This is a genomic window from Dictyobacter formicarum, assembly GCF_016587435.1.
Genome location: NZ_BNJJ01000001.1, coordinates 262,677 through 281,819, shown reverse-complemented (window position 1 = coordinate 281,819; position 19,143 = coordinate 262,677). Strand labels below are relative to the sequence as shown.

The window sequence follows — 19,143 nt, the reverse complement described above, 5'->3', positions numbered from 1 at the left end:
TACTATGTGACGATCTAAAGATGAGAAATCTTTGGTGCATATGGAATGAGGACATCCAGCTTTATATTTCTCTCTGTGGAACAATCGACACAAGGAGCATTTGTGTGTGGTTCATTGTCATGAAGGGGTTGCCGGGAAGTGGAAAAGCACGCTGAGCCGCGCCGTGAGTAAACATTTTCGTTGGCTGTTGATCGACAAAGATGATGTGAGAGATTGCTTAGTAGAGATCTCGGGCTGCCCAGGTAGACTAGACGACATGCCGGGGGAACGAGCCGAAGAGCGATTCGCAGCGTTGCGAGACAGGCTGTGGTCCGCCGACCATCGTGGTCAACGTCCGCGTTTGGGCAGCGGGCTGTCCTCCGCTGACGGAGGCGTCGAGGACGTCGACGCCGGCTCGTGCGCACGTCTCGGTGAGCCGGACGGCGTTGTGGGGTGTGCCAGTGCCGTGATTGACGATGACAGACCCCGGACGGATTCCGTTGAGCAGCCCACCGGTCACGATTTGCATGACATCTTCATCGGTGCTGACGCACAACGCGACGATGTCGCACGAGGCGGCCAGGTCTGGGCTCGCGTCGTGGTGGACGTGCGCGACGCGAGCCCAGCGCATCGAGCAAGCCGGGTCGGCGGGCCCACACATGCAAGGGGGAGGGGGCCTACTTCGGCGATGGCGGTCGCCATAAGTAGTCCCTGGTCGCCCAGGCCGATGAACCCGATCGTAGGTCGCGCGGTGGTCGTGCTTATGCGGCAACACCGTTCAGCTCGGTCAGATCGTCCTCGGAAAGGGTCAGCGCAGCAGCGGTGACGTTATCGCGCAGATGCGCGACGGATGAGGTACCTGGGATAAGCAGAATGTTCGGTGAGCGCTGGAGCAACCACGCCAGAGCGACGACCATCGGTGTGGTGTCGAGACGGGTGGCGACTGATTCCAGCTTGTCGGACTGAAGAGGGGAGAAGCCACCGAGCGGGAAGTAGGGCACGTAGGCGATGCCCTGTGCGGCGAGGGAGTCGATCAGGTCGTCGTCGACCCGGTGGGCGAGGTTGTAGAAATTCTGCACGCACACAATTGGCGCGATGGACTGTGCCTCCACGATCTGCTCGGCGGTCACGGTGCTCAGACCGAGGTGCTTGATCAGTCCTTCTTGCTGCAGTTGCGCAAGTACCGTGAACGGTTCGGCGATCGAGCCAGGAGTGGGGCTGTCGAACCCCCCGACGCGCAGGTTGACGACGTCGAGTGCGTCTAGTCCGAGGTGATCTAGATTGTCGAATACGGCCTGGCGCAACTGCTCGGGGGCTAGCGCCTGCGGCCAGTTCCCCTCGGCGTCTCGTAAAGCTCCGACCTTGGTCACGATGTGCAACGAGTCGGGGTAGGGGTGCAGGGCTTCTTTGATGATCTGGTTGGTGACGTATGGGCCATAGAAGTCGCTGGTGTCGATGTGCGTGATACCCAGCGCCACTGCCTCACGCAGTACGGCCACGGCAGCGTCGCGGTCGGCAGGTGGGCCGAACACGTGCGGGCCAGCCAACTGCATCGCGCCGTACCCTATGCGAGTGACCGTCAGATCCTCGGCTATGGTGAACGTTCCTGCGGCTGTGGCTGGCAGATTACTCTGTTCATTTGCTGAATGCGATACCATAGAAAATGTCCTCTTTCTCTCGTTGAAACGACGATAATCACGATGTGTGATACACTTGAGAGTATGGCACGAGGGCTATCGTATAACCAGAGTCCCTCTATCATATGATTGAGACTCGCAGGAAAAGGAGCAAAGAGGACGATGAACGACGAACAACGCAGACAGGACCTTGCGGATTTTCTACGCACTCGACGTATGCGCCTCTCTCCTGAACAGGTCGGGTTGATACGTGGTGGGAGGCGGCGCACCCCAGGATTGCGACGCGAAGAGGTGGCGCAGCTAGCGAATGTGGGCGTTTCCTGGTATACCCTTTTGGAGCAAGGACGCGCTATTCACCCTTCAAGCGAGGTGCTCCAGAGCATTGCTGATGCGTTACAACTTACGCCCGACGAACGGCAACATCTTTTCTTACTTGCCGATCAGCAACACCTCGTCGATACACACGCATCTCATGAACAGGTAAGCTCTGCGTTACGCCGTGTGCTTGACGCGCTCAATCCCATTCCGGCCTACGTCATTGGTCGTCGTTGGAATTATCTCGCCTGGAACACCGCTGCTGAGCATGTCTTGTTGCTGTCGAAGTCGGTGCCACCATATGAATACAATGCGGTCTGGCGTATGTTTGCTGATCCGATGAGTCGTCATTTATACAACCCGAAGTGGGAGCAGGTAGCGCAGAAAGTGCTCGCGGAATTCCGCGCTGATAGTGCGTATTATGCCGATGAAGAATGGTTCAAGCGCTTGATAGCTGATTTGCAGCGCGTAAGTCCTGAGTTTCGCGCATGGTGGCCCCGTCACGATGTACGCGGTAGAGCCGATGCACAGAAAGACATAGAGCATCCGTTGGTGGGGTGCCTGATGTTCGAGCATACAACCTTGCAGGTGCCTACCATGCCCGAACTCAAAATCATGATCTATACACCACTACCCGAAACAGATACGCTGGAAAAGCTACAGCGGTTGATGGATCAGGGTGTAGCCATGAATGCTGTGTAGGCAGCAGGAAACGCTTGTCTATGGTTAAAGTAAGCCTTGTTTTGAGAAGCTCTCGATTTTTCTCGTAGAGCCATTTCATTTGCAAGAGGATCGGAATTTCCAAGCGTTGCTTGATGAGCCAGGCGCCAGGCGAAAAGTTTGGCTAATTGCGCAGAGTGTGAGGCTATCTCCTTTGCCTACCTCTTGCACCTGACATTTTCTAATCATATTCATCACCTCTTATCCCCTTATATCGCAACTATTTGATGAGTGTGCGGGTCAAAATACGTGCCTTCCAGCATGCCGCTCAAGGTATTCGTTACGCGGATCTCAACTTCATTCCTTCCCTGGCACAAGATGGCAGATTCTCCCCCCCAACGATAGGGCGACCAGCAACACACGCCGAGAGAGTGCCCATTTACCAGAACCTCAACACAATCATGCAGGTGCTGATCCCATCCATTGAAAGCGAGGACAAATGTTTGCTCGCGAGGTAGTGCATCGAGAACAATTTCGCGTGTAAAACAGAGGGTGCCCGCGAAATAGGGATAGCCTACCTGGATGCCGCTTTTGAGTTCCCCGGTTTCGGGGAGTGGACCGATCGTTGGCGTGCCAGTGGTATCAAACGTAACCCCAAAGCGACCGCTGAGATAGAGCGGATCACACAGACCATCTTCATCGCGCTGCGCCTCAACGTGAACGACCAGGCGATTGATGCCTGGCTGAAGCCATGGTCTCACTTCGCATCCTTGCTGTGGGAACCCATGGAGGGAGAGAGCCGCAAAGTCCTGCGCAGTGATTGGATGGCCATTCAGGTAACAGGTGTACTCTCCACCAATCGCGCTCTTATCCATCATGAGCTTGCACGCTGGCGGTACCTGTTCGACCACGAAGGTGGTTTGATACCAACAGTGGAGTGGATAGGCCAGGGAACTTTGTACAGGCAGGCCAAAGGACTGCGTGAATTGTACAGGTATTGTTTGGGTTGCTGTGACATCAGCGCACTGGTTGATCAGCGGTTTGGCATCCACCAATGGCCACGTTTGTTCTTCCAGTCCTTCATTCCAGTGCTGCACTGAGCTCACGTGATTCCGGTCAAGCAGAAAGTGAAACTGCCCCAAACGCAGAATATTGTCCTGTTGTGCCCTCAATTTCCATGGCTGCCGAATATCGAGCGTCCATGTCCAGGGCTGATGGATGGGCATCGCGGCCGGCGTCTCTTTCGTTGGCTGAGTTTCCTCCTGAGCCAGGTAGCGGAGGAGATGAGATTCATAGGGGGCAAAGGACAGGGAGATAGTCCAGCCGCGAGCCGTCTGCTCTACGGGCAGAAGGGTTGTTTGTCCTGAGGTGAGATCCAGGCATTCTACGGCTTGCCCGGCGGGACGGCGCAACAGGTGCAGACGCAGCACTTTCTCCATCCTTTCCTGATGGGTAATAAAGACAAGCTGTGTTCCATCAGGCAGGCTTCTCTGCCGCACCAGAAACGACCCACGGTCTCCTATTACTGGCTCCAGATCCATCAGTGAGGAGGTACTTTGTCGCACAAGAGCAAGCAAGCGTTCAATTACCTGTGTTTGCTGAAAGTTGCCAGCACTGGAGAGAAAATAGGCCGCGCAGGCTCCTTTCGTCCAGGGCAAGCTCTCTCTCTGTGTCGTTTTTGGCTTTTCCTCTTGCCTCTCAGGAGCATCTCGCCAATAGCTCTGGCGTGGCGAAGCTGTCAGGCCAAACCATTGCAGTACCTCTTCTTCAATATCCCATCCCGGCTCAATCCGTTCATACGGCAATAATCCTACGCCGATCACTTTGCCGCCAGCCTGTAAAAAGGCTTTCACCTGCGACCAGGCGGCGGCCTCGAGATTGGTCAAAGGAGGCAAAATGAGCGTCTCATAACGAGCGTGGCCGATAACCAGATGCCCATCTTCGATCGTCGCACGTGCCAGCAATTCCGGATCCAGATGGTCATAGTCGATCTGGTGAAGCGACAATTGTTTGCAGAGAAAGGTCCAATCCCGTTTCAGGCGTTCCAGGGCTTGCTCTTCCGCTGGATCATGGCCACAGTAGCGAAAATGGTGGAATGGATTGCCCAGATGGGTCCAGAAGCTGGTAGCGGGATGCACAACTGCGACAGAGACACATGCCCGTCCCTGGCTCATGACGTAGCCAAGCCGTCCCGCATAATCGGCAAGCTGCCGGAAATGCGACCAGTAGGGATTTTGCAGGAACTGTGATGGGGGCGCGTCATGTTTACGCAAACCATCGATCGAGGAGAAAAAGGCATGAAAGACATAAAAATTGATCCCCAGAGCGGCGAGCCGGTCCAGCATCCATTTTGCGTCCTGTAAGGTCATAGACCAGCCCAGGCTATGAAAGCACTCAATCATCGCCCGCTCAGTCCCGAGCTGATTGGCCAGGGAACTAACAACTTTCGGGTCAGCGCGCAGATTGGCGGCATTCTCGTCAAGAATCCACTCCAACGAGCGTCCGATTTTTTCATGGGCGCTATCGCCACCAGGAATGTGGCTGGCAAGCTGTGTTGTCATACGCATAGATGGCACTTCAGTCACATACTGTAAATGGTGCTGCTCGCACCACTTGCTCATTTGCTGGTGATAGCTTTCCCTGAGCAGCAGGTGCAGACGTTGAAAAAAGCGATAGCGGGCCTGCTTGCTTTGCTCGTCTGGTGGATAAAAGACCTCCGGAAGACTCTCGATCAGCGAGTCGCCATCCTGCTCACGCACAACATCAGGGAGACGTGCCGACCAGGGGATATGACCAAGTAAGCCAACTTCATCAGTAAAAAAGCCTTTGATTGCTCGCCCAAAGTGCTCATGAAAATGACTGGCGTAGCGCTCATGAGTGGTCCGAAGAAAGGTCTGAACGGCCTCTTTGTGGCAGGGGTCCACGTACGTCCCGAAATATTTAAAATCATGGATCTCCTCTTCGAGAAAAAAGACGAGCTGCCAACGGCCAGGTGGGACACTCCAGGTAAGCTGTTTCTGAGGAAAAGCGGTGAAGAAGCGTTTCCTGGTGTAGGCAGTGAGTCCAGTGGACTGAAAGATGGACGCTGCCGGAACACTCCCAATATGAGGCATCAAATCGTGCGCGCGCGACCAGTCGAGCGCTCCCGCAGGCTCTCTTAGGGGGAGCGCTTTGGCGAAGAGTACCTTTGCCCAGGGCAGCGCATAGGAAAGCGTTTGCGGTCCGTCGGTGACGAGGGACTGATGCAGTAACTGGCGATGCCTGGCCTCGGGATGCTGAAGGGTGACTTCGCCGCCACTCATGCCGCTGGGATAGGGATATTCATCGTAGAGCCAGGTATGCAGCCCATACTGCCGGGCCGTTTCCACCGCTACGGCGACCCGTTGAAACCACTGTTCAGATAAATACGCAACCTCCAGCCCCTGACGTGCACAGATGAAAAAACCACCCACACCTTTCTCCGCCATTTCTCTGATCTGCTGGATAATCTCTTCTGTCTCCATGGCGTCGTTCCAGAACCAGAAAGGCACCAGGCGATAAGCTATGGGGGGTCACGAAAGAATTGTTGAAAAGCCATCATTAGTCTCCGTTTTCCATACTTCAGTAAAAATTGGTCTCTTCCTCACCAGCGCATTGCAGCACGAGATATCGTGTCCAGCGAGAAGATCATAACATACTTCTGGCCGGAATGGGGAAGGAACAGAAAGTGGGGCAAACTCAGCTTTTCACGTACCACATCCTCGGCGGGAACGAAGCGGTGGAATAATCTGGATCTCAGTTTATGCACTTTTCCCGCAACCAGGCTGTTGCTTTGGGGAAGGGGGCGAGGTGAAAGAAACAATGAAATACCATGATGCAGATGCGGCATCACCTTGTTTTGTTATCGCGATCAGTGGAGCATCTGGTGCGGGAAAAACAACGCTGGTAAAAGCATTAGCTCGCACATTACATGATGCAGCCGCTCTGTTTTTTGATGATTACAAACCACACGTTGTAGCATCCACACGGTATCCCGATAATCTCATCAAATGGGTGAGAGATGGGGCGGATCCTAATCTGTGGGAAACGCCTCAACTCGTTCAGGATCTAGCAGCTCTCCGTAGGAGAGAAGCAATCACCATTCATTGGAGTGGAGAAAGGCTGGAGCCTGCAACATTTATTGTGATTGAGGAACCTTTTGGCCGCGAAAGAGAGAGCATGAAACATCTCATCGATTTCGTGATCGCTCTTGATATCCCACTTGATATTGCATTAGCACGTCGCCTCTTAGGTCTCACCGACCCTCCTTATGTCATGCAACAGCCAGATGATCGATATATATACCTTATTGAATGGCTTCGGACCTATCTCTCTGGAGGATATAGAGAACTTTACCTTGCTATTAACGAGCGTGTATTCAAGCATAGTGACCTCATTCTCGATAGCACAAGACCAGCACATGAACTGGTTGAAATAGCAGTCCAGCATATACAGGAGAAGCGTCAAAGCTCCTGATGCGTCGATGTCATCTCACCGGGCCAGCCGACCAGGATCGAGAACCAGTGTATCCTAGCAGGAGTGTACTCGCGCCAATTTTGAGTCGCATGAGAGATAAGAGAGCGCAACGTATGCCTATACTTTTCAGCATTTTATGCGTCTATTTGCTTTTGAACAAGCAGATCAATCAAAGATGAGCAAGAGAGAAGAAGTTTTTTCGGATCCTCATGATATGCTCTCCCAAGAGGCGTTGCTCGGGGCGGGCTACAGGAGACGAAAACTGTTCGCGGAGCCCGAGCGAGATCCAGCTCAAGCATCTTCACGGGATTGGGCCAATGGCGACTATCGCAGCTTCGCCGACGAGCCTCGTCTGGAACGCGCCGATCTTTGTCCTCACAAATGAAGTAAGAGACCCGTGGGAAAGGTTCGGTGGTACCATCTTTCCCCATTATTACTGAATGGTAGAGAGGAATTTTTTTGATGAACGAACCAGTTACGAACATCGACCCGCGATTCAGTGACCCGGATGCAGTTGCCACGCCATGGGATGAGACACGTCGAGTGCTTGAAACGGCCGAGCTGTTCTGGATCTCGACGGTCCGGGCCGACGGTCGCCCCCACGTCACTCCGCTTGTTGCCGTGTGGCTTGATGGAGCTATACACTTCGCCACCGGCGCCACCGAACAGAAGGCCATGAATCTGCATGGGAACCCGCACGTGATTCTGACGACCGGCTGCAACCACTGGGAAAGAGGCCTGGATGTCGTGGTCGAGGGAGACGCCGTCCAAATCACCGACGATGACGTGCTTGAACGCCTCGCCCAAGCGTGGGCCACAAAATGGGACAGGCAATGGCAATTCGAGGCGCGCAACGGCGGCTTTCACCACAAAAATGGTGGGATGGCTCTCGTGTTCTCAGTAACTCCTACCAAGATCCTCGCGTTCGCCAAGGGCAACTTCAGCCACACACGTCACCAGTTCTGACTTCTAGTTCGAGAAGTCAAGATTGGTGTGGACCCTCATCAATCTTGACTTGATTGGTCATTATCAGATGGGAGTCTCTCCAGTGGTTTTAGGGAGCAGCAAGATTCATCGTGATAAGTTTTCATGCATGCCTATCATAGTGCGAGTTCAAAAGGCCCTCTATTTTAGATCCACACATCTTAATGTGCTTTCACACGCTGAAATCGATTTATGCCACTGTGCGCCAGGCACTCCTGCACAGTTCCAACGAGCGCCTCCCACCAACTTGCGGGATGCTGTTCAGCCCGCCCCAGGCTGGGATGGTATTCATAGGAGCATTCCGCGAAACCGAGAGTTTGGCTTTGCAGATTGAATAAACCCACGCGTAAGCTGCCTGTGCCAGTATCGATGTCAAGCACCAGACCATCGTGAATCATCTCTGTGCCTTCCTCTCATAGATGCTTTGACAATCCCCCCAGTTCCATCCGAGGGGATTCTTCTTTCATCCAGTTTGTCTGGATACTGCTATTTTGCCTGGAAGAATTCCAGCCTTTCCCCGTCGGGACCGTAGAAAAAGGCGATCTTTATACCACCCAGGATCGTTTGTGGCGACTCGTCGATCAGAGGGACACCAAGTGTGCGAATCCGTTCCAGTTCCGCTTCGATATTGTTCACGGTAAAGGCAAAGTGATCTACCTTACCCAACGCCGGAACATCGTCATTGCCGTTACCGATTAATTCTACCTGCATCGTGTCGCCATCTGGATAGCTGAGGAACGCAAGTTCCAGCCCATCGTCCAATACTGCCCTGCCAACCAGATGCATGCCCAGAACTTCCGTATAAAAGCGGATTGATACCTCAATGTTTTTAACTCTTAAGCCGATATGCTCCAATTTCTGTATCATAAACAAAGCTCTCTTCTCTCTAGTTTAAAATAATTTATACGTTAACAACTATGACGTTGTGAGTTTCTTCGCTCTGGAGGGCCCTTTACAAGAAGATCATCTTCATCTCGCTAGTGCAACAAGAACCTGACAACGTCATAACTATACATGATAGGGAGTTGCTTGATATCTTTCCCGCATACCTTTCCAATGATCCTGTGTGATCTTTCTGGCGAGGTCTGCCTCCCTGCCTTGCTTGCTTCGTTGAATTATACATTACTTTAAGGCTGAACTTGTTCTTGGATAGATGAGGCGAAGCTACTTATGTGCTGGAAAGTGTTCGGCTTCGTCAAGTGAAACCTGTCCGGAGCGCAGCGGAGGAAGGATGCCGCTACTGGAGAAAGGGGTGCAGGGGAAAGGGGCGGCAACCCGTGTCCCCGCCTTAACGCTGAAGCGGCCGGAGCGGGCAGCGCTCTGAATCGCACCCGCCAAAAACGCATCGGACGGTGCATCCCGCACGCCGTCTGAAACCGTTGCCTGGGCCCCCTTCCTTTATATACCTTGACACGTATATACCCTGTGGGGTATACTAAGAGAGTGGAACTTGTGTTCGAAATCATTGCGGAGCCGAACCGCCGCGCGATATTGAGCCTCCTGGTCTCGTCACCACAGTCGGTTGGAGAGATCGCGCGTCAGCTTCGTATGCCGCAGCCGACCGTGTCAAAGCACCTGCGAGTGCTGCGCGAGGCCGGTTTCGTGGAATCCACGGTGGACGCACAGCGCCGTCTCTACCGACTGAAACCTGAACCACTTCAGGAGGTGGATGCTTGGCTGGCTCCGTTCCGCCGGTTCTGGTTCGCTCACGTGGACGCTCTCGAACGCCACCTCGACCACATGGATTAATCAACACCAACGAAAAGGAAGACAAGGAGAAGACGACGCGGCCCAAACCGCTAACGTGACAAAGGAGAACGAAATGAAAATCAAATTGACCAGCGTATACGTGGACGACCAGGACAAGGCCCTGCGCTTCTATACGGAGGTACTGGGCTTTGCCAAGAAGACCGATTTCAGTCAGGGCCCATATCGCTGGCTGACCGTGGCCTCGCCCGAGGATCCGGACGGCACTGAGCTGCAGCTGGCGCTGAACGACAACCCCGCGGCCAAAGCGTATCAGCAGGCGATCTTTCAACAGGGCCAGCCCGCGGCCATGTTCTTCACCGACGACGTCAAGGGCGACTACGAGCGGATCAAGGCCCGCGGCGCCGAGTTCACGATGCCGCCCACCGACGTGACTGGCTCGACCATTGCGATGCTGAACGACACCTGCGGCAACCTCATTCAGCTCACCCAACTGGCACGCTATTAAGGGCGGCCGTTCAGGTGGAAACTGTGTTCGAAATTATTGCGGAGCCGAACCGCCGCGCGATATTGAGCCTCCTGGTCTCGTCACCACAGTCGGTTGGAGAGATCGCGCGTCAGCTTCGTATGCCGCAGCCGACCGTGTCAAAGCACCTGCGAGTGCTGCGCGAGGCCGGTTTCGTGGAATCCACGGTGGACGCACAGCGCCGTCTCTACCGGCTGAAACCTGAACCGCTTCAGGAGGTGGATGCCTGGCTGGCTCCGTTTCGTCGGTTCTGGTCCGCTCACGTGGACGCTCTCGAACGCCACCTCGACCACATGGATTAATCAACACCAACGAAAAGGAAGACAAGGAGAAGAAGATGACCGATCGCGAGCAGTACACACCGGGTCCGGCCAGCGGGGCGCAGGTACGAAAGGACGGAGAGAAGTGGACGCTCATTCTCATCAGAGAACTGCGCCACTCGCCGGAAAAAGTCTGGCAGGCGCTTACCGACCCGGCGCATCTGCGCGAGTGGGCTCCCTTTGAAGCCGATGGGAGCCTGGGTACGGTTGGAACCACGGTGAAGCTCACCACGGTAGGAGCGCCCACGTCGCAGGTTTCCGAAACAAGAGTGACGCGAGCCGACGCTCCCAATGTGCTTGAGTACAACTGGGGTGGCAACGATATCCGGTGGGAACTCGAAGCCTTTGGTGGCGGCACGCGCCTGACGCTGTGGCACGACATCGATCGCCGCTTCATCTCAATGGGTGCTGCCGGGTGGCACATTTGTTTCGATGTTCTGGATCACCTTCTCAGCGGAACTTCCATCGGCCGCATCGTTGCTGGCGAGGCAATGAAGTTCGGTTGGCCTCGGCTCAATTCAGAGTACGCTCAGCAATTCGGTATCAAAGGTCCGAACTAGCCACCCAAAGTCGCCCAATCCTGAGGCTGCCCGCCATTGTGTATAGACGGGCACATCAGCGAGACGCCTCGCATGATCCAGCGTCGCGCCGATTGACTTGTCACCCAGGCATCTGCGGAGACACGAAGGGCCTGAACAAAGGCGTTCCGACAGCGGAAGCTAGGGAAAGCCTGATTAAAAGATCTGGAGGGAACCTATATCAGCATGGTTCAAGAATATATCGAGATTCGTGGCGCCCGCGAGAACAACCTCAAGGATGTCTCGCTGAGGCTGCCCAAGCGCAAAATCACCATTTTTACCGGCGTGTCTGGTTCGGGGAAGTCATCGGTGGTATTTGATACCATAGCAAACGAAGCACAACGGCTGTTGTTCGAGAATTTTAGCATGTTCATTCGCAGCTTCCTGCCACGCTATCCTCAACCAGACGCCGATGCGATTGAGAACCTGAGCATGGCGGTGCTTGTTGATCAGAAACGCCTGGGTGGGGGATCGCAATCGACGGTGGGCACGGTTACTGACATCGCGTCTGTGTTGCGCCTGCTCTTTTCGAGGATCGGTCAACCCTACGTGGGCTATGCAAATGCGTTTTCCTTCAACGATCCCGCCGGCATGTGTCCGGAGTGTAATGGGCTTGGCCGCAAGATCGGCATTGGCCTCGAGGCGCTGATTGATACAACAAAATCGCTAAACGAGGGAGCAGTCATCGCCCCAGGGCTGGCCAACCTGGAGCGCGATATTTATGCGCATTCTGGCTTCTTCGACAACGACAAGAAGATCGCCGATTATACAACAGAGGAACTAGACCTGCTTCTCTACAGCGAACCACGCAAACATACGGGTCTGCCGTACAACACCTATGAGGGTCTGGTGTATAAGTTCAATCGCAAGTTCGTTGCGCGGGACATCCAGACGCTCTCGCCTCGCATACGGCAACAGGTCGAGCCGTTTTTGAAGCTCGGCCCCTGTCCGCACTGCAAGGGTGCCCGGCTCAACCAGGCCGCCTTAAGCTGTAAGGTCAAGGGGTACACTATTGCCGACATGGCAGCGATGGAGGTTGATGAGCTTTTAGAGGTAGTCAAGGGTATCACAGAACCGGAGGCGGCGCCAATCGTTCGCACGTTGACCGAACGGCTGCAACATCTGGTGGAGATTGGCCTGGAGTATCTCAGCCTGGATCGACCCACCGATACACTGTCTGGAGGTGAATCGCAGCGGGTCAAAATGGTCAAGCATCTTAACGGCAGCCTGGTAGATGTCATGTACATCTTTGACGAGCCAAGCATCGGACTTCACCCGCGCGATGTCCATCGTCTGAACGAACTCCTGGAAAAATTGCGCGACAAAGGGAACACAGTCATTGTAGTAGAGCACGATCCTGATGTGATTAAGAGGGCCGATTACATCGTCGATATGGGACCATATGCCGGGAGCGAAGGAGGCAAGATTGTCTATGAAGGCGATTTTACCGGTCTGCTCCAAACCGATACGCTGACCGGCAACCATTTGCTGCGTAAGAGGCCGCTTAAGGAGAGCTTTCGCCAGGCGACCGGGGATCTGCCAATCGTCCACGCTACGGTGAATAATTTGCAGGATGTCAGCGTGAATATTCCCACTGGCGTGCTGACAGTCATCACTGGCGTGGCTGGTTCAGGCAAAAGCTCGTTAATCAATGAAGCCTTTCTCAGTCAGCACCAGGAAGCAGTGGTGATTGATCAATCATCCCTGAGCACTTCCAGTCGCTCCAATCCTGCGACCTATACCGGCATCATGGATGACGTGCGCAAGGCTTTTGCAGCAGCCAACAATGCCGATGCCGGTTTGTTTAGTTTTAACTCAAAAGGTGCCTGTCCTAACTGTCAGGGGCTTGGAGTGACCTACACTGACCTCGGCTTCCTTGAGGGGGTCAAGCTTCCTTGCGAAGCGTGCGGCGGGAAACGCTTTAAGGACGAGGTATTGGCCTACACATTGAACGGGAAATCCATTGCTGATGTTTTGAACATGACCGTTCACCAGGCACTGGCGTTTTTGAAGATGAAAGAAGTGCAGTCAAAGCTCCAGGCTTTGAGCGACGTGGGTCTGGACTACCTGACCCTCGGCCAGCCCCTGAGCACCCTCTCAGGCGGCGAGTGCCAGCGCATCAAACTCGCCAGCGAACTCCACAAGCGGGGCAGCATCTACGTCATGGACGAGCCCACCACCGGCCTGCACCTGTCGGACATCGGTCGCCTGCTCACCATCATGAACCGACTGGTAGATGGCGGGAACACAGTGATTGTGATTGAGCACCATCTCGATGTGATTCGCAACGCAGACTGGATCATTGATATGGGTCCAGAAGGCGGCAATAAAGGCGGTATGGTCATCTTCGAGGGGACACCGCGAGAACTACTCGGCGCCAAGCATTCGCTGACGAGTAAGTATTTGTAACAGACAAGGAGCCTGTTCGTGTTCAAATCCCTCAAATTGACGGTCGCTCGTAGCCCATTGCGTTCCAGTGCCTTTCTGCGATTATGGTTGGGATTAAGCATCTCGTATGTCGGAGATCAGTTTACCACCATTGCCTTGCTCTGGTTCGTCTTGCAGCTCACCGGGTCCGGGGTAGCGATCAGCCTGGTCCTGCTGTGTTTTCAACTTCCGAGCATGGTCACAGGCCCGCTGCTTGGAGTGATCCTGGATCGCTGGCAGCCTCGTGTGGTGATGGGGATTGACAACTGCGCACGTGCCCTACTGATTGGCACTATTCCGGTGCTCTCATGGTCAGGAATGTTGCAGCTCTGGCAGATCGCTGTCCTGGCATTGGTGGCGGGTATGCTCTCTCCCGCTACTGGTGTGGGCATGCGTGTTCTTTTGCCACATCTCGTTCAGGAGGACGCACTTCCGCGAGCGAATGCCCTGGCTTCAACGAGTTTGCAGTTTGCGTTTCTGGTTGGACCTGTGCTGGCAGGTATCCTGGTCACACACGTCGGAGGGGCATACGCCTTGATGATGGACGCGGGAAGTTTCCTGCTCATGGGACTGCTCGTTTTTTCTCTCCCTTCCGTCTCGCGTTCTGGGCACAAAGAAGCGCCAGCAATGAAAACGAACTGGTTGGGTGGCTTTGCTCTCCTCCTTCGTATCAGGGAGCTGCGTTTGCTCACGAGCTTATCAGTGGTGTTCTTTTTCTCTTATGGCCCTCTGGAAGCAGCGTTGCCTCTCTACAGTGACCGGATTCTCCATGCGGGTGCCCAGGGATATGGCCTGCTCTGGACAGGTTTCGGCGTGGGAGCACTGGTCGGAGCGTTGTGCACTGGTGTGGTTGCCACACAAGTCCGGCCAGGAATCACGCAACCGCTGATTGCCATCCTGTGGGGAGGATTCCTTTGTCCGCTGATGCTGGTTCATTCGCTGCCCCTTGCGCTCCTGTGTCTTGCTCTGGGCGCGTGTTCCTGGGCGCCGTATGTCCCGATAGAAGCTTCGCTGTTGCAGCGGCTGATCGAGCCCTCCATGCAAGGACAGGTTTTTGGGACACGTCTTGCCTTGACAACTGCAGCGGCTCCACTTGGAGCATTGGTGGGCGGACTCCTTCTCCAATATCTCGCGCCTGACGTGGTCATTGGCCTTTCTGGTATCGCATGTGTCTTCGCCGGGGTTGGAGGATTGCTCTCTCCAACCATACGCGGCCTGGACGGGAAGACGAAAAGCGTGCCCAGCTGAGCACAAAAGTGGAGCACTCAGCTTTCTGAGAGGAAGAGGTGAAATCCTGGCGCTGGAGAAGGCACACAAACCCTTCATGCTTTGCTCCCTGTTGCTGCTCTTGCCAACCAACACAGCTTTCCAATAGATGATGCCCGCCAGTTTCTGGAAGATCCCTGTCAACATTTCCCCTCTATGGGCTTCAGAGACGCATTGGTCATCGTCACTGCAACCCTCCGTGGCGAGGTCTCCTCAAGGAATGCATTCTTTCTTAGATGTGTTTGTTATCTCGACTACAAGTTGTTCAATCACCTCTCGCAGGATCTGTGCCCCTCGCACGACATCCTCTAATGGAAGTCCCCCATATCCAAGAAGAAGTCCATTGCGATCAGGCGTTCCAGCATAACACGAATCTACCGTCGAGATCAGAATGCCACGCGCCTTTGCATTCTGAGCAACGCGAGAGGAATCCAGGTCAGCACGCAGTTCGAGATACGCATGTAAACCAGCATCGAGGCCACGTAATTGAGCCAGATGAGCAATGGGAGCAAGAATATCCTTTAACACCTGACGCTTGTGTGCGTAATGGAGTCGCATCCGTCGAATGTGTCTATCTAGATGCCCTTCTGAGAGCAAAATTGCCAGTGCTCGCTGCGTTGGCCAGGAGGTGTGATAGTCTGAAAAACGTTTCAAGCGCTCAATTGGCTCCCGCAGTGGTGGTGGAACGAGCACATACCCAATGCGCAAAGCAGGTGTCAGGACTTTCGAAAAGGTTCCGATGTAGGCGACATGCCCGGACGTATCAAGACTGGCAAGTGCTGGCAGTGGAGGAGCATGGAAGCGAAATTCACTGTCATAGTCATCCTCGATGATCAAGCTATCATTGGTTTGAGCCCAGTCCAGCAATGACAGGCGGCGAGCAACCGAGAGCCTCGTAGTGAGGGGATACTGATGAGAGGGAGTGACATGGACGAGCACGGGAGCGCATGGGCCATGCGGAAGTTGATCCACGCGAACGCCATCATCATCAACAGAGAGCGGCAGAATCTTTGCCCCACATGCTGCCAGAATATGACGAGCCGTCGGGTAGCCCGGCTCCTCGAAGCCCACCAGATCGTTTGGCCCAAGGATCGCTCGCCCCAGCAGATCGAGCGCCTGGGTCGCACCAGAGGTCACAATAAGATCGTCCGCGTGACACATAATGCCTCTCGCTCGTCCGAGATACTCGGCCAGGGCCGTTCGAAGGCGTGGATCTCCATTTGGTGATCCACACATATTTGGTGGCAAGTGCGCAAGAGCCTTGCGCCAGATCTCGTGCCAGACACGTGTCGAAAGTGGCGCCACTGTTGGGGTGCCTAGCCGAAATTCAATCATGTTTGGTTCTGAAGAGGGCGGATGGCTCTCAGGGAGCATTGTGGGACGGACCCATCGGGGCGGTGTAGATGGAGAAGGGCGAGAAGAACGAGGGCGTGACGGAAGATCCTGGCTGACATAGGTGCCTGATCCACGTCGCCCCTCAAGATACCCCTCAGCAAAAAGTTCATCATAGGCAGCGACAACGACATTGCGCGAAACGGTCAATGCTGCCGCAAGTGCTCGAGTGGATGGTAATTGTGTCCCGGCTGGCAGCAGTCCATCCACAATAGCTTTGCGCACATGTTGCGCTAACTGAACATGGAGTGACTGGCCATGCTCCCGATCTAATGTGATTGGCAGGTCGAGAGAAGCTCTCACTTCTGTTCTCTCGCTCCTTCTAGTGGTTCCCTTCTTTTTGCGCCAAGTGGCCCTTTCCTCAGATCCACTTGTCCTGTAGTATACCGTCAAGTGATCATTTTCGACAAGAAGCAACCAGGCAAAACCGAACAGAGGAGGAGTTCCACATGCTTGCATATGTTTTCTGGCACTGGCCTGTTCCAGACATCGAAGCACCTACTTACCAACATGACTTAATCACGTACCATCAAACACTCGCTGCACACAGACCGAGCGGGTTTCACCATACCAGAGTCTTGCAGATGAAGCAAGCGTCCTGGTTGAAGAGAAACGAGGTTACCTATGAGGATTGGCACCTGGTTGAGAACTCGGCAGCCTTAGACCCACTCAATGAACGTGCGGTCAGCGGGCCATGTCAGGAACCACATCGCCAGATTGCTCGTTGGACCCAGGGCAGTGCAGGTGGACTGTACCACCTGGTTTTTGGCGACCCTGATCTCTCTGTCGTCCGTTTCGCCTATCGGTTTCATAAGCCAGCTGGAATGACCTATGGAGCGCTCTATGAGGTATTACAGCCCCTCTTGCAAGAGGTCAAAGGAATGCTCTGGACACGGCAAATGAACTTGGGACCCGGACCAGAGTTTTGCTTTCAGAGTTCAGAGCCGTTTGTTTTCCCGGATATTCTGCCGAGTCTCTCGATCCCAGTGAAACAAATCTGCTTCACCATTGATCGGTAATCAGCATGACATAAAGAAGGAATGAAGTAAGCAGGAAGGCTTCATTTGGATATCAGCAAATCACTTTTCAGAAATGCTTGAAGCAAGGGTAAGTGACGTTCGCGTCTGGTTGACAAGGTGGAAGGCTTGCCCACAAGTGGTGAAGTGCATATGCACGCCATGGACGCCATGCCTCAGCATGTTTCTTGATGGCATGTGTGTCCATAGCTAGCCCGTGATGCGCGAATGCACGCTGGAGACCAGGATCACCCAGTGGATACGCATCGGGATCGCCAAGGGCTCGTGTGGCAATGGAGGAGACTGTCCAGGGTCTCATCTCTGGAAGACGCAGCAGCCGGGCAATAGTTTGCTCGCGGTCCGCATCTCGGGACAGGACCAACTTCTCCTCAATGACTACGCGAGCAAGCGTTTGCAGGGCATTCGCCAGCTTTCCTGTGACCCCGATCTCTCGCAAGCTTGCTGTTAACACCAGCTGTGGAGATGGAAAGAAGTGAGAAAGCGTTCCTACTGACTTGTCTAGAGCCTCTCCAAGCTCCCTTGCCAGCCGCCCTAGCACTGTTTGTGCATCTGCGACCGACATCCACTGATCGGCAATCGCGCGGACAGCAAGTTCAAATCCGTCCATTGTTCCTGGAATGCGCAATCCGGGGCGAGCTTTGACTAGCGGGGCCAGGAGGGAATCTGCTCCTAAAACCTCAGCGATCATCGCGGGGTCTGCATCCAAATCAAAGAGCTGCCGACATCGTTGCACAAGGAGACTCAGATCGCTCAAATCGGAGAGTTGGAGGCGGAGCAATACCACATTGGCTGATTCTTTTGGCTCCAATTCAATAATCCCCTTGGACTGTGGAAGTGAAATGGTTCGTCGGTAGCATCTGTTGGTAACTTCCTCGACTCCTGGCAACGCTCTGCGCCCCAGATAAGTCAGCAATGTCGCGCTCTCAAAAGGTGGGCGATACGACAAACGCAAGATCAGCTTTCCTTCGCCTCCCTGAGGAGGAGAAACGTTGCGACGAAAGGATGAGGGGGCGCATCCAAACGTAGCGTGCATGGTCTCGTTAAATTGTCGGATACTAGAGAACCCGGCAGTAAAGGCGATGGTTGTCAGCGACAGATCAGTTTGATCGATCAACAGGCGTGCGGTCTGAGCACGGCGTGTCCGCGCCAAAGCGAGTGGACCAACACCGACTGCTGTGAGAAGTTCTCGATGGAGATGGCGCTCGCTTACAACAAGGCGCTGAGCCAGTCCGGAAACTCCTTCCACATCCACCACTCCATCAGCGATCAGACGTAACGCCCGCGCAACAAGGTCAGCCCGGATGTTCCACTCTGGAGAGCCTGGGCTGGCTTCAGGATGACACCGACGACATGCTCGAAACCCGGCGGCCTCCGCTGCTGCTGCGCACGAATAGAAGCGGATATGCTGCGCAGAGGGCATCGGTGCCGGGCAAATGGGCCGACAATAGATTCCGGTCGTGACCACTGCTACGAAAAACTGCCCATCGAAGCGCGCATCACGACTGCGCGTAGCTTTATAGCACAAATCGAAATCAGCGGTGATGTGTTGTGTTTCCATACCGGTATGGTACATCAGGGACAGCGAGGAAGCTAGCATGTTTCGGACATGTTTCCTTCAATCCATTGAGAAAAAGTAGTCTCTTGTAAAGAACTCCTGAGATCTAATAGAGAAACGCTTTCAGACAAGCCAGGAACATGGCTGAAAGTTGCCAGTTATTTTCTGGTACGCCGTGTAAACTCAGGCTGATCGGCCAATGGTGCTCCAAGGAAGTCTGCCCAAGGCCACAGGATCACCCATAACACCACTCAGGAGGTCCTTCT

General features: G+C 54.3%; 18 protein-coding genes. 11 read left to right on the top strand and 7 right to left on the bottom strand.

Annotation, left to right across the window (positions count from 1 at the left end; genetic code table 11):
- Positions 1–247: 247 nt before the first annotated feature.
- Both JMI88_RS40465 and JMI88_RS01140 read right to left on the bottom strand, forming a co-directional pair.
- Positions 248–610 (bottom strand): NAD(P)-binding domain-containing protein, encoded by a 363-nt coding sequence (locus tag JMI88_RS40465; RefSeq protein ID WP_201359917.1) that lies wholly within the window; start codon positions 608–610, stop codon positions 248–250.
- Between the two features lie 130 nt (positions 611–740).
- Positions 741–1,637, bottom strand: a complete 897-nt coding sequence (locus JMI88_RS01140) for an aldo/keto reductase family oxidoreductase (RefSeq protein ID WP_201359916.1) — start codon at positions 1,635–1,637, stop codon at positions 741–743.
- Between the two features lie 141 nt (positions 1,638–1,778).
- Between JMI88_RS01140 and JMI88_RS01135 the strand changes: the two genes are divergently transcribed.
- Complete coding sequence (locus JMI88_RS01135; RefSeq protein WP_201359915.1) at positions 1,779–2,633, top strand: helix-turn-helix transcriptional regulator; 855 nt, start codon at positions 1,779–1,781, stop codon at positions 2,631–2,633.
- A gap of 227 nt (positions 2,634–2,860) precedes the next feature.
- Here the strand turns inward: JMI88_RS01135 and JMI88_RS01130 are convergent, their stop codons facing one another.
- Entirely contained in the window at positions 2,861–6,094 is a 3,234-nt protein-coding gene (locus JMI88_RS01130) for a glycosyl hydrolase (RefSeq protein ID WP_201359914.1), read from the bottom strand.
- 325 nt (positions 6,095–6,419) lie between these two features.
- Here JMI88_RS01130 and JMI88_RS01125 point away from each other — a divergent pair, with 325 nt between their 5' ends.
- The 3 genes from JMI88_RS01125 to JMI88_RS01115 all read left to right on the top strand — a co-directional run bounded on the left by JMI88_RS01125 (position 6,420) and on the right by JMI88_RS01115 (position 8,051).
- Positions 6,420–7,085, top strand: a complete 666-nt coding sequence (locus tag JMI88_RS01125) for a nucleoside/nucleotide kinase family protein (protein ID WP_201359913.1) — start codon at positions 6,420–6,422, stop codon at positions 7,083–7,085.
- A gap of 175 nt (positions 7,086–7,260) precedes the next feature.
- Positions 7,261–7,470 carry a hypothetical protein gene (locus tag JMI88_RS01120; protein WP_201359912.1) on the top strand — a complete coding sequence of 70 codons (210 nt, stop codon included), beginning with the start codon at positions 7,261–7,263 and terminating at the stop codon, positions 7,468–7,470.
- Positions 7,471–7,547: 77 nt separating this feature from the next.
- Positions 7,548–8,051, top strand: a complete 504-nt coding sequence (locus JMI88_RS01115) for a pyridoxamine 5'-phosphate oxidase family protein (RefSeq protein WP_201359911.1) — start codon at positions 7,548–7,550, stop codon at positions 8,049–8,051.
- Between the two features lie 179 nt (positions 8,052–8,230).
- Here JMI88_RS01115 and JMI88_RS01110 read toward each other — a convergent pair whose 3' ends face one another.
- A complete protein-coding gene (locus JMI88_RS01110; protein WP_201359910.1) occupies positions 8,231–8,467 on the bottom strand; it encodes an FGGY family carbohydrate kinase in 237 nt (78 codons plus the stop codon).
- Between the two features lie 88 nt (positions 8,468–8,555).
- The gene (locus JMI88_RS01105; protein ID WP_201359909.1) at positions 8,556–8,936 is read right to left on the bottom strand and encodes a VOC family protein; all 381 of its coding nucleotides are present in this window, start codon (positions 8,934–8,936) and stop codon (positions 8,556–8,558) included.
- Between the two features lie 576 nt (positions 8,937–9,512).
- On the opposite strand from JMI88_RS01105, the gene JMI88_RS01100 reads away from it, so the two are divergent.
- From JMI88_RS01100 to JMI88_RS01075, 6 genes are all read left to right on the top strand, one after another.
- On the top strand, positions 9,513–9,818 hold the full coding sequence (locus JMI88_RS01100) for an ArsR/SmtB family transcription factor (RefSeq protein ID WP_373323715.1): 306 nt from the start codon (positions 9,513–9,515) through the stop codon (positions 9,816–9,818).
- A gap of 73 nt (positions 9,819–9,891) precedes the next feature.
- Entirely contained in the window at positions 9,892–10,284 is a 393-nt protein-coding gene (locus JMI88_RS01095) for a VOC family protein (protein WP_201359907.1), read from the top strand.
- Between the two features lie 14 nt (positions 10,285–10,298).
- Complete coding sequence (locus JMI88_RS01090) at positions 10,299–10,604, top strand: ArsR/SmtB family transcription factor (protein ID WP_373323714.1); 306 nt, start codon at positions 10,299–10,301, stop codon at positions 10,602–10,604.
- A gap of 35 nt (positions 10,605–10,639) precedes the next feature.
- Positions 10,640–11,182: an SRPBCC family protein gene (locus JMI88_RS01085; RefSeq protein WP_201359905.1), complete on the top strand. Its 543-nt coding sequence runs from the start codon at positions 10,640–10,642 to the stop codon at positions 11,180–11,182.
- 204 nt (positions 11,183–11,386) lie between these two features.
- Complete coding sequence (locus tag JMI88_RS01080) at positions 11,387–13,609, top strand: ATP-binding cassette domain-containing protein (RefSeq protein ID WP_201359904.1); 2,223 nt, start codon at positions 11,387–11,389, stop codon at positions 13,607–13,609.
- An 18-nt stretch (positions 13,610–13,627) separates the two neighbouring features.
- Positions 13,628–14,875: an MFS transporter gene (locus tag JMI88_RS01075; RefSeq protein WP_201359903.1), complete on the top strand. Its 1,248-nt coding sequence runs from the start codon at positions 13,628–13,630 to the stop codon at positions 14,873–14,875.
- A gap of 231 nt (positions 14,876–15,106) precedes the next feature.
- Here JMI88_RS01075 and pdxR read toward each other — a convergent pair whose 3' ends face one another.
- Positions 15,107–16,588, bottom strand: a complete 1,482-nt coding sequence (gene pdxR / locus JMI88_RS01070; protein WP_201359902.1) for a MocR-like pyridoxine biosynthesis transcription factor PdxR — start codon at positions 16,586–16,588, stop codon at positions 15,107–15,109.
- A 146-nt stretch (positions 16,589–16,734) separates the two neighbouring features.
- On the opposite strand from pdxR, the gene JMI88_RS01065 reads away from it, so the two are divergent.
- Entirely contained in the window at positions 16,735–17,304 is a 570-nt protein-coding gene (locus tag JMI88_RS01065) for a hypothetical protein (protein WP_201359901.1), read from the top strand.
- Between the two features lie 67 nt (positions 17,305–17,371).
- Here JMI88_RS01065 and JMI88_RS01060 read toward each other — a convergent pair whose 3' ends face one another.
- Positions 17,372–18,919, bottom strand: a complete 1,548-nt coding sequence (locus tag JMI88_RS01060) for an AlkA N-terminal domain-containing protein (protein ID WP_236022760.1) — start codon at positions 18,917–18,919, stop codon at positions 17,372–17,374.
- Positions 18,920–19,143: the final 224 nt, after the last annotated feature.

Coding starts and splice junctions, on each gene's coding strand:
- JMI88_RS01110 (WP_201359910.1), bottom strand. CDS start 8,467: ATGATTCACGATGGTCTGGTGCTTGACATCGATACTGGCACAGGCAGC.
- JMI88_RS01130 (WP_201359914.1), bottom strand. CDS start 6,094: ATGGAGACAGAAGAGATTATCCAGCAGATCAGAGAAATGGCGGAGAAA.
- JMI88_RS01085 (WP_201359905.1), top strand. CDS start 10,640: ATGACCGATCGCGAGCAGTACACACCGGGTCCGGCCAGCGGGGCGCAG.
- JMI88_RS01135 (WP_201359915.1), top strand. CDS start 1,779: ATGAACGACGAACAACGCAGACAGGACCTTGCGGATTTTCTACGCACT.
- JMI88_RS40465 (WP_201359917.1), bottom strand. CDS start 610: ATGCGCTGGGCTCGCGTCGCGCACGTCCACCACGACGCGAGCCCAGAC.
- JMI88_RS01080 (WP_201359904.1), top strand. CDS start 11,387: ATGGTTCAAGAATATATCGAGATTCGTGGCGCCCGCGAGAACAACCTC.
- JMI88_RS01060 (WP_236022760.1), bottom strand. CDS start 18,919: ATGCTAGCTTCCTCGCTGTCCCTGATGTACCATACCGGTATGGAAACA.
- JMI88_RS01120 (WP_201359912.1), top strand. CDS start 7,261: ATGAGCAAGAGAGAAGAAGTTTTTTCGGATCCTCATGATATGCTCTCC.
- JMI88_RS01115 (WP_201359911.1), top strand. CDS start 7,548: ATGAACGAACCAGTTACGAACATCGACCCGCGATTCAGTGACCCGGAT.
- JMI88_RS01140 (WP_201359916.1), bottom strand. CDS start 1,637: ATGGTATCGCATTCAGCAAATGAACAGAGTAATCTGCCAGCCACAGCC.
- JMI88_RS01065 (WP_201359901.1), top strand. CDS start 16,735: ATGCTTGCATATGTTTTCTGGCACTGGCCTGTTCCAGACATCGAAGCA.
- JMI88_RS01105 (WP_201359909.1), bottom strand. CDS start 8,936: ATGATACAGAAATTGGAGCATATCGGCTTAAGAGTTAAAAACATTGAG.
- JMI88_RS01095 (WP_201359907.1), top strand. CDS start 9,892: ATGAAAATCAAATTGACCAGCGTATACGTGGACGACCAGGACAAGGCC.